Origin of the sequence: Neobacillus pocheonensis, from assembly GCF_050477905.1 — a bacterium.
Lineage (GTDB): Bacteria > Bacillota > Bacilli > Bacillales > Cytobacillaceae > Neobacillus > Neobacillus pocheonensis_A.
Genome location: NZ_JBCNAD010000008.1, coordinates 116,995 through 134,200 on the forward strand (window position 1 = coordinate 116,995; position 17,206 = coordinate 134,200).

General features: G+C 38.4%; 17 protein-coding genes. 10 read left to right on the forward strand and 7 right to left on the reverse strand.

Going from position 1 to position 17,206, the window contains the following annotated elements; all coding sequences use genetic code 11:
• The first annotated feature begins 66 nt into the window (after positions 1-66).
• From ABES02_RS05095 to ABES02_RS05115, 5 genes are all read left to right on the forward strand, one after another.
• Positions 67-999, forward strand: a complete 933-nt coding sequence (locus ABES02_RS05095) for an aldo/keto reductase (protein ID WP_430131642.1) — start codon at positions 67-69, stop codon at positions 997-999.
• 197 nt (positions 1,000-1,196) lie between these two features.
• The gene (locus tag ABES02_RS05100; RefSeq protein WP_430131644.1) at positions 1,197-1,577 is read left to right on the forward strand and encodes a hypothetical protein; all 381 of its coding nucleotides are present in this window, start codon (positions 1,197-1,199) and stop codon (positions 1,575-1,577) included.
• On the forward strand, positions 1,567-2,046 hold the full coding sequence (locus tag ABES02_RS05105; protein WP_430131647.1) for an aminodeoxychorismate lyase: 480 nt from the start codon (positions 1,567-1,569) through the stop codon (positions 2,044-2,046). Before ABES02_RS05100 ends, ABES02_RS05105 begins: the two co-directional genes overlap by 11 nt.
• Positions 2,047-2,309: 263 nt before the next feature.
• Positions 2,310-2,483, forward strand: a complete 174-nt coding sequence (locus ABES02_RS05110) for a hypothetical protein (protein ID WP_430131650.1) — start codon at positions 2,310-2,312, stop codon at positions 2,481-2,483.
• 103 nt (positions 2,484-2,586) lie between these two features.
• Positions 2,587-3,126 (forward strand): NADPH-dependent FMN reductase, encoded by a 540-nt coding sequence (locus tag ABES02_RS05115; RefSeq protein ID WP_430131653.1) that lies wholly within the window; start codon positions 2,587-2,589, stop codon positions 3,124-3,126.
• A gap of 56 nt (positions 3,127-3,182) precedes the next feature.
• On the opposite strand, the gene ABES02_RS05120 is transcribed toward ABES02_RS05115, so the two are convergent.
• The 3 genes from ABES02_RS05120 to ABES02_RS05130 form a co-directional block, all read right to left on the reverse strand.
• Positions 3,183-4,037, reverse strand: coding sequence for an aldo/keto reductase (locus ABES02_RS05120; RefSeq protein ID WP_430131656.1), 855 nt, complete (start codon positions 4,035-4,037; stop codon positions 3,183-3,185).
• Positions 4,038-4,128: 91 nt separating this feature from the next.
• Positions 4,129-5,280 carry an SLC13 family permease gene (locus ABES02_RS05125; RefSeq protein ID WP_430131659.1) on the reverse strand — a complete coding sequence of 384 codons (1,152 nt, stop codon included), beginning with the start codon at positions 5,278-5,280 and terminating at the stop codon, positions 4,129-4,131.
• 128 nt (positions 5,281-5,408) lie between these two features.
• A complete protein-coding gene (locus ABES02_RS05130) occupies positions 5,409-5,837 on the reverse strand; it encodes a GNAT family N-acetyltransferase (protein WP_430131662.1) in 429 nt (142 codons plus the stop codon).
• Between the two features lie 117 nt (positions 5,838-5,954).
• On the opposite strand from ABES02_RS05130, the gene ABES02_RS05135 reads away from it, so the two are divergent.
• A complete protein-coding gene (locus ABES02_RS05135) occupies positions 5,955-7,358 on the forward strand; it encodes a PLP-dependent aminotransferase family protein (protein ID WP_430131664.1) in 1,404 nt (467 codons plus the stop codon).
• A gap of 25 nt (positions 7,359-7,383) precedes the next feature.
• Here the strand turns inward: ABES02_RS05135 and ABES02_RS05140 are convergent, their stop codons facing one another.
• A complete protein-coding gene (locus ABES02_RS05140; RefSeq protein WP_430131667.1) occupies positions 7,384-8,220 on the reverse strand; it encodes an SDR family oxidoreductase in 837 nt (278 codons plus the stop codon).
• Positions 8,221-8,345: 125 nt separating this feature from the next.
• Positions 8,346-8,540 carry a small, acid-soluble spore protein, alpha/beta type gene (locus ABES02_RS05145; protein ID WP_430131670.1) on the reverse strand — a complete coding sequence of 65 codons (195 nt, stop codon included), beginning with the start codon at positions 8,538-8,540 and terminating at the stop codon, positions 8,346-8,348.
• 157 nt (positions 8,541-8,697) lie between these two features.
• On the opposite strand from ABES02_RS05145, the gene ABES02_RS05150 reads away from it, so the two are divergent.
• Positions 8,698-9,264: a hypothetical protein gene (locus ABES02_RS05150; RefSeq protein WP_430131673.1), complete on the forward strand. Its 567-nt coding sequence runs from the start codon at positions 8,698-8,700 to the stop codon at positions 9,262-9,264.
• A gap of 2 nt (positions 9,265-9,266) precedes the next feature.
• Here the strand turns inward: ABES02_RS05150 and ABES02_RS05155 are convergent, their stop codons facing one another.
• The gene (locus tag ABES02_RS05155) at positions 9,267-10,859 is read right to left on the reverse strand and encodes an acetolactate synthase large subunit (RefSeq protein WP_430131677.1); all 1,593 of its coding nucleotides are present in this window, start codon (positions 10,857-10,859) and stop codon (positions 9,267-9,269) included.
• Positions 10,860-10,950: 91 nt separating this feature from the next.
• Here ABES02_RS05155 and ABES02_RS05160 point away from each other — a divergent pair, with 91 nt between their 5' ends.
• Positions 10,951-11,571 carry a hypothetical protein gene (locus ABES02_RS05160; RefSeq protein ID WP_430131680.1) on the forward strand — a complete coding sequence of 207 codons (621 nt, stop codon included), beginning with the start codon at positions 10,951-10,953 and terminating at the stop codon, positions 11,569-11,571.
• Between the two features lie 37 nt (positions 11,572-11,608).
• On the opposite strand, the gene ABES02_RS05165 is transcribed toward ABES02_RS05160, so the two are convergent.
• Entirely contained in the window at positions 11,609-12,742 is a 1,134-nt protein-coding gene (locus ABES02_RS05165) for a CAP domain-containing protein (RefSeq protein WP_430131683.1), read from the reverse strand.
• 281 nt (positions 12,743-13,023) lie between these two features.
• Between ABES02_RS05165 and ABES02_RS05170 the strand changes: the two genes are divergently transcribed.
• Entirely contained in the window at positions 13,024-15,207 is a 2,184-nt protein-coding gene (locus tag ABES02_RS05170; RefSeq protein WP_430131686.1) for a malate synthase G, read from the forward strand.
• 113 nt (positions 15,208-15,320) lie between these two features.
• Positions 15,321-16,871, forward strand: coding sequence for an NAD(P)H-hydrate dehydratase (locus ABES02_RS05175; protein ID WP_430131689.1), 1,551 nt, complete (start codon positions 15,321-15,323; stop codon positions 16,869-16,871).
• Positions 16,872-17,206: the final 335 nt, after the last annotated feature.

Sequence of the window (17,206 nt, forward strand, 5' to 3'; positions counted from 1 at the left end):
TTATTTATATTTTCACACAATTGTTTGTTATCATGTTTATATGAAAAGAAAAGGAGATGAAGGAATATGACAAAGCAAACTCGAATCGGGAAAACAGATTTACTAGTTAATCCTATTGGTCTAGGAACCAATGCTGTAGGTGGTCATAATTTATTTCCAAACCTTGATGATGAAGCTGGTAGAGATTTGGTTCGCGCAGGGTTAGCGAATGGGATTAATTTCTTAGATACTGCTTTTGTTTATGGTCTAGGTCGATCAGAAGAAATAATTGGTGAAGTTGTAAAAGAAAGAGGAAATCGTTCTGAAATCATCATTGCCACAAAAGCGGCACATAAATTTGTTGAGAAAGACATGGTGTTGGATAACTCTCCCGCTTTTTTAAAGCACTCAGTGGAAGAAGGTCTAAAACGGCTGCAAACGGATTACATCGATTTATTTTATATCCATTTTCCTGATAACGATACGCCAAAGTATGAAGCGGTTGGAGCCTTGAAGGAGCTAAAGGATGAAGGGAAAATTAGAGCTATTGGTGTATCTAATTTTTCCATGGATCAGTTAAAAGAAGCTAATAAGGATGGCCATGTTGATGTGTATCAAGGCGAGTATAACCTATTAAGCCGAGATGCTGAGAAGGAATTATTCCCATATATGACGGAACACCGTATTTCATTTGTTCCATTCTACCCGCTTGCCTCTGGGCTATTAACAGGTAAATATAACAGGAATTCCGATATAACTGAAAAGAATCGGAAAAGACCTAATTTCCAAGGAGAAAAGTTTGAACATAATCTTGAAAGAATAGAGCAGGTTCGTAAAATTGCTTTGGCAAAAGGAGTGGAGGTTGCTCATGTCGTTCTTGCATGGTATTTAACAAGAGATGCGATTGATGTGATTATTCCTGGTGCTAAAAGAGCAGAACAAGTTTTACATAACCTAAAAACGTTAGAAGTCCATTTAACAAATGAAGAAATTCAAGAAATGGATCGAATTTTTTCATAAAACTGCATAAATATGGGGTCTTTCCTTCAGTGAGCTAAAGTTTTAAGGTGCTGGGGGTCAGACCCCTTTTTTCCTTTTTCCCCTCAATTTGTAAAATCTCCCCGACTTTTTACGTATTTTTAAAAATAGAAGAGAAAAGTTCACATTTTGGTAGTATAATAAAAACTTGTTATGTAAAGAAGAAGGGAATGACTTGAATGGAATGGACTTTAGCCGGATTGTTTGTAATATCCGCTTTGTTACTAATCTTTTCTATTTTAAAATCTACTCGTGCTGCAAAAGTAGAACATAATCAAATTGATATGATTCATATATCCACGATGAAAGAAATTAATTCCTTACAGGAATCCATTCGAAATCTGGAGCTTGACAATGAAGTGTTGATAAAGGAAGCAGGGATTCATCTCTCTTCTGAGGAAAAAATCCTCAAGCGTGAAGTACTAGATTTATATATGCGTAATTACTCGCTTGAAAGCATTGCTGAAATGAAACAAGTCGAAATCAATGAAATCGAAAAGATAGTTGCCCCTTATCAGGAAATGAAGGATGAAGGGAGAAAAGTTGTCAATGAGAATTAATTTATTAAGCAGCTTTGCAGCAGGAATTCTAATTACGACAACTATATGCGGCACTGTTTACTTAACTGATAACAAAAGCGTTGTCAAAGCATCTGCCAAACCACCTGAGATCCAGCCTTTATCTGAAAAAGAGATGAAGGAAAAGCTTGCGGCGGAAGGCTATGTCATTCAAACGAAAGCTGACTTTGACAAAACATTGAAAGCTGCAAAGGCATCTAATCAAAAACAAGCAACACCAGAACCAAATAATACTGCTAAACCTGTAACAAAAGTTATTGTTAATGTGAATGAAGGTATGACAAGCATTGATGTCGGCAACATGCTAGTCAAAGCAGGCATGGTTCCAAATGCGTTTAACTTCTCTAAGGATATTGAGAAAAAGGGACTCATGAATAAATTGCGCCCTGGTACATTTGTTGTAGATAGTAATATGACGTACGATCAAATCATCGCTTCAATTTTTAAATAATTCATAGGCTGGGCATGCTACTAGTATGCCTGGTCTTTTTTATTTTTGGCTCTGTTAAACGATATTGTTGATTTTTATACTCTGTTGATTGGAGCGGAAGGCGCTCGACTCCTGCGGGAGTACGGGGCAGGGGAGACCGCACAGGCGCTAATGCGCCGAGGAGGCTCCCCGGCACGCCCGCGGGTTTGCTGAGCGCATGGAGCGGAAATCAACAGACAAATTAAACAGAGCCTTATTTTTAGATGAGGAAGGGAGAAGATATAATGAATGAACCATTAAATTACTCGGACATTGCTTATAATGAGATTATTTTATATTTAGAAACAAAATGGGACCGTCGGTTAAGTAATCATGAGCGTCATGTTTTAATAGAAGGGTACCGGTATGGCAGAATGGTTGAGGCAGAGAATGAAATTAAAATCCTGTTTGCTGAATAATCATTTCTTCCCATTTATAAATCGAAGAGGCAGTTCTTTTGAACATTCATTTTTTTATCCCTATAATCATTATTATTACATAATTAAAAGGTGTGGATAGAAAATGAAAATTGTAGCGATTGTAGGAAGTTTGCGAAAAGGTTCTTATAATAGAATGCTTGCCAACACTATTATGGAACGATACGACAATAAATTTGATTTAGAAATCCTTGATGTTGGCCAGCTTCCGCATTTTGACCAGGATACTGAAACTGCCCCTGCTGAATACGTCCAGTTTTTTAAACAGAAGGTGAAAGAGGCTGATGGTGTCATCATCATTACCCCTGAATATAACTGGTCCATTCCAGGCGTGCTGAAAAATGCACTTGACTGGTTATCTCGTGTAGACAAAGTTCTCATTGGTAAGCCAGTGATGACAGCTGGCGCCGCAACTGGTTTAATGGGAACACTTCGTGCACAACTCCATTTGCGTCAAATTTTAACCGCTCTTCAAGTGAAGCTATTGCCACCTGTAGGGAATGAAGTTCTTATTAATCATGCTTCTGCTAAATTTGATGAGCAAAATGGAAGATTAACGGATGAAGCTACGATTAAATTTCTTGATGATGTCATCGAGCGCTTTGTTGCTCTTGTAGCAGAATAAGTATTTAAAATAAAATCCACAAAACATTCGCTGTTTTGTGGATTTTATCATCTTTATTAAAATGTAAAATTATCCGGATCTGCACCGAATCGTTTGTTTTCGTTTAGCGCATTAATTTTTTCCATATCACTTTCGCTTAACGTAAAATTAAAGATATCCGCATTTTCAATAATTCGGCTTTCTCTAATCGATTTTGGAATCGTTACAATTTCATTTTGAAGATCCCAGCGCAAAATAACTTGGGCGATTGATTTATGGTGGGCGGATGCGATTTCCTGTAAAACAGGGTGGTCAAGAAGTCTTCCTTGACCAAGGGGAGCCCATGCTTCAATTTGGATTTCTTGTTTTCTGCAATAATCGCGAAGCTCTGGCTGTGAAAACAGGGGATGCAGCTCCACCTGATTGACCATTGGTTTGATCTCTGCCACTGACATTAAGTCTTCGAGATGGTGGATGTTAAAATTGCTGACGCCAATTGCACGAACGCGGCCTTCCTTGTATAGGTTCTCAAGAACCTTCCATGTTTGTTTATACTTGTCTTTAACGGGCCAATGAACTAAATATAGATCGACGTAATCAAGCCCGAGCTTATTTAAGCTTGTTTCAAACGCTTCTAAAACAGAATCATTTCGCTGATCTGTATTCCATACTTTAGTGGTGATGAAAAGTTCTTCACGAGGAACTCCTGATTCTTTAATTGCTTGACCTACACTGTCCTCATTTTGATAAAGGGCAGCAGTATCAATACTTTGATAACCAGCGTTAATCGCCGCTTTCACGGAGGTTAGTGCTTCTTCACCCTCCTGAACTTTATAGACCCCAAGTCCAAACCAAGGCATTTTCACTCCGTTATGTAATGTGGTGGTGTCCTGTAAGGTTTTCAAATGAAATCTCCTCCTTAACTTTAACATACAACATTAAGTATAGTCCCCTACAAGGAGCAGAATCAAATGAATAGATTGATTAGACAAAAATAGAAAAGCGATGAGATCATTCCCATCGCTAAAAAATTTTAAAAGTTATTAAGATAATATACTGAATCAGGGTTAATAGCAGTAAAAAGGAAAAGTTATAAATGCTAAATTTGATGATATAACTTTTGCTCTCTTTTGGGCTAGACTGAATAAACAGTTTATAAGATATTACACTAGCCAAAGAGGCAATAATTGTCCCAAGTCCCCCGATATTTACACCCAACAGCAATGGCTGCCAATCGGACGAAAAGTTGGCCAGAAGGATAGAAGCAGGGACATTGCTAATCAATTGGCTTAAAAGAATTGAACCGAAAAAAACGGAAGAAGAGTCTTTCAGGCTTTCGCTTGCAAAGAATTGGACTGTATTTGTACTAGAAATATTTCCGATAAATATAAAAAAACAGATAAAAGTAATCAGTAGTAAATAATCAATTTTTAACAATAATTTAGCATTTAATATAAGTGCAGTTATTAATGTAACAATTAAGGCGATTTGAAAGTTAATGACTCCAAAAATGGAAGCAATAATGATGGCTAAAACCATACCCCAAGTGAAAGATTTGGTACGATTCTTAATGGTAATAGGGGTTAGCTGTACTTTGAGTTCCTTTTTATGAAGTCTTCGAATAACAATATAAAGCGAACAAATCCCCAGGATGGCCATTAGCAAAATGGTTGTAAAAAATGGAATTGGCGTTAATCCATAATGGGAATAAATAAACAAATTTTGTGGATTGCCCATTGGAGTTAAGCTGCTGCCGATATTAGCTGAAATCGTTTCTAAAATAATCGTTTCCATCATGTTCATGTTTGTTTTTTTACTTATTACAAGAGTCAGGGGCACAAAAGTAAGTAACGCAACATCGTTTGTAACGAACATCGCGCTAATAAAGCTTAACAAAATGAGAATGGCTGAAACGGATTTACTGTTTTGGCACTTATTCAGGAGCACAATTGCAAATTTATCTAGTAGTTTAAGATCTTCAAAAGCCTTAATGGCAATCATCAGATTAAATAAACTGATCAATACTTGAAAATTAATATACTCCAGTTTTGGAGGATGAATCAAACAGCTTGCAGCCGCTAATGTTAGTGATATCGTAAAGACGATGTCTTTTTTTAAGAAGCCTAATTTCAAGTTGATTCTTTTTTTTCGTTGAACTAAAACTGTTTCCTCCACGATCCACCACCTATTAATCTTTGATAGAGTCTTAAAGACAGACATAAATTACAATAAATTTAAATCAATCCTTTGTCAATGAAAAAAGGCCAGCCAGAAGAAGGTTCTAGCTAACCGTTATACTTAAATTAAAGCCTTTTTAAAAATTGGTAACTCACTTTGTCATATTTCATCTTATTTTCATAAAAACGATGTGCATCCACGCGTTGCAATCCTGAAGAGAGCGAGACTATCTTATAACCATTTTCCTTTGACCAATCATGGACATAATTAAGAAGTGCTTCACCATAGCCTTTTGACCGATTGGCTGAATCGGTAACCAAATCACATACCCAGATGAACTTTCCATTGTAAAGTGTCATCATCGGCATAAAACCTGTAACGGCTACTAATTTTTTATTTTCATATAATGCCGCCATCATATAGCCTTCCATTTGAACCGCTTCTTGAACTAATTCTAGGTAACTTTCTTCATCTAAATGAGTACGAAGCTGCTTCATTACTGGAAAAGCTTCCTTCCATTCATGTTGATTTTTCAATTCCTTTATTAGAACCATTAATATCCATCTCCTTCATGCGTTTCTTAAACATAATTTAATCGCAAACTGGTATAATCGAAAGTACCAGATTCGATGAATTTAATAGTACCAGACGAACTGCAGGGGGAGAATAAGATGATTGAACTAACACCTGTTTTGGATGATAAAGGTGATAAACCTTTATATATACAGTTAGCGAATTACATTAAACAAGAAATTTTATCAGGTAGAATAAAGCGGGAAGAAAAATTACCGTCTAAGCGGAATTTATCGCAATACCTTGGCTTGAGCCTTAACACGATTCAGTCTGCCTACGACCAGTTAAGTGCGGAAGGATATGTAGATAGCAGACCACGGAAAGGTCTATTTGTGGCAGCTATCGAGGAAGATATTAATTCAAACCGCTATTATCCACAAATATCGGAAGCAAAGTTCGAGCAATTAAAAGCTAATGTAAAAATTGATTTCAATTCAGGGAAGGTTGACTTAGAACACTTTCCATTTCCAATTTGGCGAAAATTAACCATGCAATCTTTGTACGCCGATCAAAGTGAGGTTTTTAATAACGGGGATCCACAAGGTGAACTGCTTTTACGCGAACAAATCGCCACACAACTATTTGCCTCAAGGGGAGTTAGGTGCAATCCCGATCAAATCATTATTGGTGCAGGAACTCAAGTTCTAATGTGTTTATTAGCTTTGATCATTGGTAAGGACAAGTTCTATGCACTGGAGAATCCAGGTTTCCATCGTACACGGACTGTCTTGCAGGATTTAGGTGTTGAAACCATCGCAATTCCGCTTGATGAAAATGGGATTTATGTTAAGGGGTTAAAAAATAGTGGTGCACATGTTGTTTATGTGACACCATCTCATCAATTCCCTTTTGGTATGGTCATGCCCATCTCACGAAGGATGGAATTGTTAAAATGGGCCGAGGATTATAAGGGTTATATTATTGAAGATGATTATGATGGTGAATATCGATATAAAGGGCAGCCTATTCCTTCATTGCAGGGGCTAGATACAAGGGGGAATGTGGTTTATTTAGGAACGTTCTCCAAATCTTTGATTCCATCTATTCGTATCAGTTATATGGTTTTACCAGCGACACTTCTTACTAAATACCAAGAGCACTTTACTATATATAAGCAAACAGTCTCGCGCCTTCACCAGAATACCCTTTATCATTTTATGAAGGATGGGCATTGGCAAAGTCATTTAAATAAAATGAGAACCTTGTACCGTAAAAAGCACGCAATCTTAATGTCATCGATTAAAAAGGATTTTGGTGATAAAGTAAATGTGATTGGTGAAAACTCGGGACTTCATATTGTTCTCGAACTGAAAAACAACATGCAGGAAAATGAGTTAATTAACTCAGCCTTGAAGGTCGGGGTAAAGGTATATCCATTATCGATGTATTATCATAATTCTCAAGAATGCATGGGTTCCAAAGTCATTTTGGGTTTTGGCGGTTTGTCAGAATCACAAATTGAAAAAGGTATTCGGTTACTTAAACAAGCATGGGAGCTGTAAAAATTAAGCTCCCATTCATAAAATGTTACGGTTTCAATTTCCTTAAAATTGCTGATTCAATAAGTTCCCATCCCAAAAAACTTTTCAGAAATAGATTCTTTTTGACGTCTTTTCCGATTGGATAACGGAGTTTTGGCGATTTCGGCTGTGTAGCAAGTTGCGCAGCCAGTTTCGCAACTTCTAACGGATTGCCGTGGTCTGCTTTTCCTCTTTCGATTTCATTAGTAAGACTCTTCATATAGGGAAAGTATGGCGATTCAGCATTAATTTCTAGCTGATCAACACGTGACCAAATATTTGTTTGATACGATCCTGGCTCGATTAAAGCTACATCAATTCCAAAGGGTTTAAGCTCCAGCCTTAAGCTTTCACTATATCCCTCAAGTGCATATTTAGAAGCCGAATAGGCAGACAATCCAGGAAATCCCATTCTTCCACTTATGCTGCTCATATTGATAATTCTGCCTTTGTTTCTAGCTCTCATAAATGGAAGCACAGCATTGGTTACAGCAATTACGCCGAAAAAGTTCGTTTCAAATTGCTGGCGATATTCTTCAATGGAAAGCTCTTCGCTAAACCCTCCGAGTGCGAATCCCGCATTGTTCACTAATACATCTAAAGAAGGATAGCTTGATAGATCGGTTTCAAACTGATTAATCGACTCGGTTGAAGTAACATCTAGTGGCTTAATATTTATGTAATCTGATACATTCTTTTCTTCCGCCAAGTCTAATAATGGTTTTGCTTTATTTACATCCCTCATAGTTGCAAGTACCGAAAAACCCTCCAAAGCCAGTTCAATTGCACATAATAAACCAAATCCGCTCGAGGACCCTGTAACGATTGCCGTCTTTCTACTCATGAATATCTCCTTTTATATCTTTTTTCTTTTATTAAAGCGTATTGCATAGATGATTGTATAGCAGAATTTTTGGCAAGAGAAAAAGGGTGCCCAAATTCCGGACACCCCAATTCTGAAATCAAAGATTAAAAATTCTGTTGATTTCGCAGTGTTTGTTCAGCATAGGCGACGAGACGCTTCGTCATTTCGCCGCCAACTGAACCGTTTGCTCGTGCGGTCGTATCAGCACCAAGCTGCACTCCAAACTCGTTGGCGATTTCTTCTTTCATTTGATCCAGAACATTATCTGCACCAGGAACCAATAGTTTGTTTCTAGCCATGATACATCACTCCCGACGAATGGTTTTTTTGAGCAATGAAAAAATTGCTCGTATATAATTTAACCATTATAAAAATCCTAATTCGTGGCGGATACTGATGGTGGAAAAGAATCATCGGTTTCACCAGTTAATATAATAAAAAATCGAGGTGAAACCGATGTATTTTATTAGGAACATTTCCGTTGAGATCAGAACTGCGCAATTAGCATTCATTCAAAAGTCCAAAACTAGACGTCTTATCTTAGCTGCTCTTTTGGCTAGTATAGCAGCTATACTCCAAGCAGCAGGCGGATTTTTGCCGGGAGTGGGGTACTTTATCAGTCCATTCGCAACCGCACCGATTCTCCTCTGTTCCATGCTTTCACTTCCACTAGGCTTAATGGCATATATCCTCACGAATTTATTGTTACTCATCCTTCAGCCCAGTGAGCTAATTATCTTCCCGTTTACGACAGGACTAATCGGACTCGGAATCGGTGCGGCCTTCTATTTTTTCAAAAAGAGATGGATCATTATCATAACAAGTGCATCATTATTAACCATAGGAATTATGATTCTATTATATGTTCTCAAGTTTCCGGTCCTAGGGCCCTCAATTTCAAAGACCTTTTCAATCTCCACAGCAGGCGGTATTTTTTTATTTTCCGTCCTTTATAACTGGTTTTGGGTAGATATCGGCTTAATCATTTTTAACCGATTAAAAATAATTATCGCTTCGAGGTAGAGTTAATTTTGGATTACAGCATTGATTAAGACAATTTCATCTAAAGATTGATATTTCTCTTTGAGAATATCTTCAAATTCAATAAGGTTATTAACTTGAACTCCTTTGATTCCAAAACTGGCTGCTAATTGCACAAAATCTGGATTTTGGAAGGTTACACCGAAATTTTGTCCAAACATTTTGTTCATTTGTTCCACTTCAAGCTTCAACATCGAGTCATTTAAAACAATGATGATGAATGCTAGTCCTAATCGCTTGGCCGTCTCGATTTCAGCGAAATTCATGAGTGCGCCGCCATCTCCAGTTATACAAATAACAGGGTCATAAGGACAAGCAAGCTTGGCACCAATAGCGCCAGGTAAGGCAATTCCCATAGAAGCAAGCCCGTTTGATATGATTATCCGATCGGGTTGTTTTGGTTGATAAGTACGTGCAAAGGAAACCTTATGATCCCCGACATCTGAAATCACAATCGTGTTATCAGTTGCAATTGTTTCGATACTATGAAGGACATTTTCAATGGTAAAGGACATAGTTCTAGTATCATGGGTATTGTTTATTTGATATGCTGTTTTAATTTTTTCTTGGAGTTCCCCCGAAGGTACCCAGGATTTTACAGGAATATCCTCTTGATTAAGTAATTGAAGCGTCTTTTTTATATTCCCGACGAGCTCAGCTTCGACAGGGTAATATTCATTTATTTCTGCTGCCACGTTATCAATATGTAAGATTGGCCGTTTCTTTTGATTCCAATCCTTTGGCAATTTTTCTACAAAATCGAAGCCAATGACAATTAGTAAATCTGCTTCATTTAGAGCGGGTAAAACTTCATCCTTCTCTTTAAAGCCAAAGGTATAAAAATTAAGAGGATGATCTTTGGGCAGTACTCCTTTCGCCATAAAGCTGTGTGTTACCGGAGTTTGAAGGTTTTCAATAAAGGCATGCAGCTCAGGGACTGCATCTTGCCTGATTACCCCGTTTCCAATAATCAAAAACGGTTTATTGTTTTTTTGAATTAGCGATGTTGCCTTCTGTAGAGCATCTGCTGCAGGTACACTCATTGGCAATGGGATGACAGGCAAAGGACTATTGGCAATCTTCTGTGCTGAAAAATTCTCCGGCAAGGTAATGGTCACAGCGCCAGTTTTCTCCATCGTGGCCGTTCGAAAAGCCTTTCTGATGATGGAAGGAATAGACGGCGAGTCTTTCAATTGGGTACTCCACTTTGTTGCAGGTTCAAATAACTTCACTAAGTCCAAAAATTGATGTGAATCTTTATGCTGACGCTCGATACCTGCTTGGCCAACTAGGGCCACTACAGGAGAATGATCGAGTTGAGCACTAGCAATACCTGTAATTAAGTTGGTTGCACCGGGTCCCAGCGTCGCTAAACAAACGCCTGCTTTCTTTGACAATCGTCCATAAACATCAGCCATAAAAGCAGCGCCCTGCTCATGCCTGACATTTACAAACTGAATTTGCTTAGATTTTGATAACGAATCAGCCAGATCCAATATCTCCGTGCCGACGATTCCAAACACATATTCTACTCCTTCGTTTTCTAAACACTGAACAAGTACATCTGTTACCTTCATTATTTCCTCCTAAATATTTGCTGTTACTAGTTTTAGCCAAATGATAAAATTAAAACCATAATGGAATTTAATAGAAAATAGGTGATAGATAATGAATGAAAAACAGTATGTCTGGTACGCAAGTTATGGTTCCAATATAAATACTGATCGATTTTTATGTTACATCAAGGGAGGTCGTCCAGAGGGCTCATCTAAAGTGGAAACAGGTTGTAAAGATCCTTCTCTTCCATTAGATCAGTCGACATTTACAATTAACTTACCCTTGTACTTTGCAAAAGAGGCAGAAAAATGGGAATCAAAAGGTGTTGCCTTTATTGGTTTAAACCAAATCTCAGAAGCTAAAACCTATAGTAAAAAATATTTAATCACTACTGAACAATTTTTGGAGGTCGTTAAACAGGAAAATAATGGCGTAGAACTTGAGATTGATTTAAACGAGGTCAGAAGAAATGTTTCAAAAATTTTTCGGCAGGCATGGTACGGTAATGTTTTATATTTAGGCGAAGATAAAGGATATCCAATCTTTACCTTCACCGCACCTTGGGATATCGAGGACGTGGAATGGAAAAAGCCGTCGCATTCCTACTTAACAACAATTGTTAAGGGATTAAAACAAGATTATTCAGTTCAAGAAATCTATGAGTATTTTAAATCAAAACCCGGTATTAAAGACAATTTTTCGGAAGAAGAGTTAGCTGGTGTTATATTTTAATAAAAGAGGTGTCCCAAACTGAATTCTGGGACACCATTTATTTTGCATAAAAATTTTCAGTATAGTAAGGCTGGGATTGATTATTAAAGGCCACACCGACACCTAAAAATTCATAATCCTTTTGTAAAATATTCTCCCGATGCCCAAGTGAGTTCATTAAGCCTTCATGGGCAAAAATACTGCTAAACTGTCCATATGCAAGATTTTCTCCGGCCAAATGAAAAATAATATCATCCTCTTTCATACGATCAAAAGGCGATTGTCCCTTAAGATTCGTATGGTCAAAGTATTGGTTTACGGCCATATCCGTGCTATGCTTACGGGCCGTTTCTCTGACGTGCTGGTCCCATGTCAGCACCGACAGATGATGTTCCACACGTGCTGCATTGGTCAAATCGAATAACTGATATTCAAATCCTTCCGTTAAGGAAGAACTCGCTTTTGTGTAAAAATCAATTTTATTTTGTTCAAAGTCTTTGCTGATAAGCTGCATCGCAGTTACGGTGTTATTTTCGTGTTTATCGTAAAAAATGGTTACATAATCGTTACCAAGTAAGTACACATCATAATCACTGTCCTGTTGCAATTCATATATAATATGCCCCTTTTGAATTCTGGTTAGGGGAGTACCTAATTTTTCACGAATCACTTGTTTCGAGATACCAATCTTAATTCCATTGGTCGAGGCAATTAAATTCTGGTTAGTATATAGTCCGGTTGCCTTATTGTTTTTATCATACATGACCATAAAAAAATTATGGTAATTCTCATGATAAGCATTCCAATATGTCCCATATTCATTAATGGATGAACGCTTTGGTGCTCCTAAATTCTGTTCAATATTTTCTTTTGTATCGCCAATTTCAACATTATGAATAGAGAATATTTGTTTAGTAGGAGGTGCCAACTCTACTTTTTTTGTTTCATTGTCTGGTTGTGTTTGTGGCTGTTTGTCTAACTGTTGGCCAATTTTGTTCAACATTTGTTGAACATTTTCACCTAGTGAGTTCATTACTGCAAGCACTTCAGGGTTATCTTTCAAGCTAGTTATTTCTGATTGAGCCTGTTGCTTCACTTTTTCAAAATCAGTAGTATCAAACTTTTTTTCCAGTGTGGGCCATAAAAAATATATAATAAATAAAATTGAGATAAGCTTAATAAGCCGAAACATTCGTTCCACCTCCATTTCTATTAGAATTGTAACCAATCTAGTTAAAATGTATAAGTAATATGCTTAGATTGGATAAACCTGTTAGTTGCTAAGATTTTTGTAGTAAATGTAATGGTTGATTCGTATTAATAGTAGAGGAAGATTTTATACAAATTTGTCATAATTTTTAAACGAGCTAAAACTTTTTTGTCTTTTGGTGATGTATAATAATGACAGCGTTATCATCCTGGTTTTTTAGTTACCAGCATGTCGGTAAGATTTTTACATAAGGGGGAAAATCGATGACAAAATATGTTAAAGTTGGAAATCTGAAAGTTGCAGACATTCTTTATCAATTTATTAACGAAGAAGCTCTGACTGACTCAGGATTAGACCGTACGAAATTTTGGAATGATTTTGAGCAGATTCTGGATGATTTAACACCGAAAAATAATGAACTTTTAGCACGTAGAGATGAAATTCAACAGCAAATCAACACCTGGCATCGTGAAAACCAAACCTTCGATTTTGAAAGCTATAAGTCTTTTTTAAAGGAAATTAACTATTTAGAACCGGAAGTAGAAGATTTCCAGATTACTACTGAAAACGTTGATGAAGAAGTGGCGTTAAAAGCGGGTCCTCAGTTAGTTGTTCCTGTAGACAATGCCCGATATGCGCTGAATGCAGCCAATGCCCGTTGGGGAAGCCTCTATGATGCTTTATATGGAACAGATGTTATCAGTGAAGAGGATGGTGCCCATCGTACAGGAGGCTACAATCCCGTTAGAGGGCAGAAAGTCATTGCCTTTGCAAGAAACTTCCTTGATCAAACTGCACCGTTAGAAAATTTTTCGCATAGGGATGCGGTTAAATATTCAGTTTTGGGTGGTCAATTAACGGTTTTACTCAGTAATGGAGTAACCGTAGGCCTACAAGACGTAACGAAATTAATAGGATACAAGGGAAAATCAGAGGAACCATCTGCGATTCTCCTAAAAAATAACGGGCTTTATTATGAAATCCAAGTAGATCGTAGTCATCCAATTGGTACAACCGATCAAGCGGGTATAAAGGATATTTTCGTAGAATCGGCATTAACCACGATTATGGATTGTGAGGATTCTGTTGCCGCGGTTGATGCCGATGACAAAGTTCAGGTATACCGCAACTGGCTCGGTTTGATGAAAGGCGATTTAACGGCGGAGTTTACAAAAAATAATAAAACTTTGACACGAGCACTTCATGCAGATCGGCAATATACTACCCCTAAAGGTGAGGAATTGTCCCTAAAAGGGCGGTCCCTCATGTTTGTCCGTATTGTTGGCCATTTAATGAAAAGTAATGCCATTATTGACAAGGATGGCAACGAAGTTCCTGAGGGCCTTATGGACACAGTTATCACAAGTTTAATTGCCAAGCATTCTCTTTTAGGGAATGGGAAATTCCAAAACTCCTCAAAAGGCTCGATTTATATTGTAAAGCCTAAAATGCACGGTTCCAAAGAAGTGGCGTTTGCCAATGAAACGTTTAATCGAGTTGAGGAAATACTTGGACTGAACAGAAATACGCTGAAAATTGGTGTCATGGACGAGGAGCGCCGGACATCTTTGAACTTGAAGGCAGCTATTCGGGAAGTAAAAGAGCGAATCGTTTTCATCAATACCGGATTCTTGGATCGAACAGGGGACGAAATCCATACATCCATGGAAATTGGACCAATGATTCGAAAGAATGACATGAAATTTTCTACATGGCTGCAAAGCTATGAAAAATCCAATGTTTTTAACGGGTTAGTCACTGGTTTCCAAGGTCGTGCCCAGATAGGCAAAGGGATGTGGGCGATGCCGGATTTGATGGCGGATATGCTGAAGCAAAAAATTGGCCATCTTCAAGCTGGGGGTACGACGGCATGGGTTCCATCGCCAACGGCTGCAACGTTGCATGCACTTCACTATCATCAATTGGATGTCACAAAAGTGCAGGATGAGTTGGCTAAAAACATTACTGATTTAAGAAATCATATATTAGAGATTCCTGCTGCCGAGAATCATACCTGGTTACCGGAAGAAGTTCAGCAGGAGCTTGATAACAATGCACAGGGCATTCTTGGCTATGTAGTCCGTTGGGTTGAACTTGGCGTCGGCTGCTCCAAAGTACCAGATATTAATCATGTTGGATTGATGGAAGACCGTGCGACTCTTAGAATTTCCAGCCAACACATTGCTAACTGGCTACACCACGGCGTATGTACCCAGGAACAGGTGCATGAAACATTAAAAAGAATGGCAAAAGTGGTCGACCAGCAAAATGCAGGGGATCCAGCGTATCGTCCGATGGCTATTGACTATGATCAATCTGTTGCGTTCCAGGCAGCATGTGACTTAGTTTTTAAAGGTTATGAACAGCCGAGCGGCTACACAGAACCAATTCTGCACCGTCGCAGGATTGAAGCCAAAGCGAAAATATCCGTAAAAAATAGCCATTGATTCACTAAACACTCAGTCTTGAATTGCAGACTGAGTGTTTTAATTTTTTTTCATAAAAAGGAATTTTCCTTATAATGAAATCAAAGGCAAGTGATAATGGAGGGAATAGATAGATGTATATTGCCGGCCAAAAAGAAATGCAGCAAATGGACCAGTATACGATGGAAGTGCTTGGTTTACCAGGTGTTGTGTTAATGGAGAATGCAGGGGCACGGGTTGTGGAGGAAATCTTTGCGAGTATCAGTTGTGAAAATCCGAAAGTTCTTGTGCTCGCAGGGAGCGGAAATAATGGCGGCGATGGGTTTGTTATTGCGAGAAGACTTTTTGATGAGGGTATAGAGCCACTTATATGTCTGTTGGGAAACCCTGAAAGAATGAAAGGAGATGCCAAGGTACATTTTGAGGTGTACCTAAAAAGAGGGCTGCCGTTATTCTCTCTTTATGAAAATTCACTCGAAGCACTCCAGAGTCATTTGGAGCGGTCAGATATTATTATCGACGCAATATTAGGGACAGGAGTCAATGGTGCTGTTAAAGAGCCCTATTCTCAAGTGATTTCTATAGTGAATAAATATGAAGGAAAGAAATTAATTATTTCAGTCGATATTCCCTCCGGTGTGAGCAGCGAGAATGGAAAAGTTGAAGGAGTAGCGATAAAAGCTTCAAAGACTGTAACATTTGTATTTCCGAAAAAGGGCTTCTTTTTAAATGATGGGCCGAAATATGTTGGGGAGTGGAAAGCAGTGGACATTTCCGTGCCACCTTCGATTGCTGAGGAATTGGGTCTGGTTATGCCAAATTTGATTACGGAAGAGCTTGTTAAAGATTCGATTCCAGTGAGAGCTAAACATGGCCATAAAGGAACATTCGGTCATGCTCTAGTCCTTGGAGGGTCACGACCATATGTTGGTGCCCCGATTTTTTCGGCAAAGGCCGCCTTGTATTCAGGGGCAGGATTAGTGACTTTAGCTGTCCCAAAAAGTATTTATCCATTGGCGGCAGCCCAAAATCCCGAGTCTTTATTTCTACCATTACCAGAAGAAAATGGATGTTTTGGGGAAAAAGCAATTGCTGAAATCGCCTCGCAGATACAGCTATTTGATATTGTTGCGATTGGTCCCGGAATGGGCAGATTTCCTGGCGGTGAAAATTGGATGAAAGCATTTTGGAATTCTTTATCGAATCAGGCGATTGTTGTAGATGCTGATGCTTTGTATTTACTCCGAAATGATTTGGATATGGTGCGCGAGTATAAGGGGAATGTTATTTTTACTCCTCATCCAGGAGAGATGGCGAGATTAGTCAATAAAACAGTAAAAGAAGTGGAGGCGGATCGAATTGAAATCGCCAAGACCTTTGCAAAAGATTACGGGTTAAATTTGTTATTGAAAGGTCACCGAACTGTAATTGCATCGCCTGATGGAGATATTTACATAAACCCATATGGAAATGATGCATTAGGAAAAGGCGGAAGCGGCGATGTCCTTACTGGGCTAATTGGTTCATTCCTTGCCCAGGGTGCATCTCCTGTCAATGCCCTAATTTCAGCAAGCTATTTGCATGCAAGGGCCGGTGAGGAGCAGGCCAAAACCTTATCCAACTATGGGGTAATGCCTTTGGATATTATCTCTGGGATAAGGGATCAACTTCTTGCTATTCTTTAAGTTTACTTATGGGAAAAATAGGAGATACCAATTATTTTGGTATCTCCTCTGACTGTCGAAAAACTCTCGATAGCCTTGTATTTTATTTGTTTCCCTAAACAATTCACTGCGTTAATTTAAATTAATTTAATTTAATATTATTCGTTTAGGCTTTGTGACATGTCTGGTGATTGGCGCTCCAGGCACTTCGCTTTCCGCGGGCGTGCCGGGGAACCTCCCCGCGGAAAGCGAGTGCCCGGAGCGGAAATCAGCAGGCCCAATCGCAGGGACAATCTATGAAATTGGTATTTAGATTCTGGCAAATAAAAAATTGCCGAGAAGAATTCCCTTTCTCG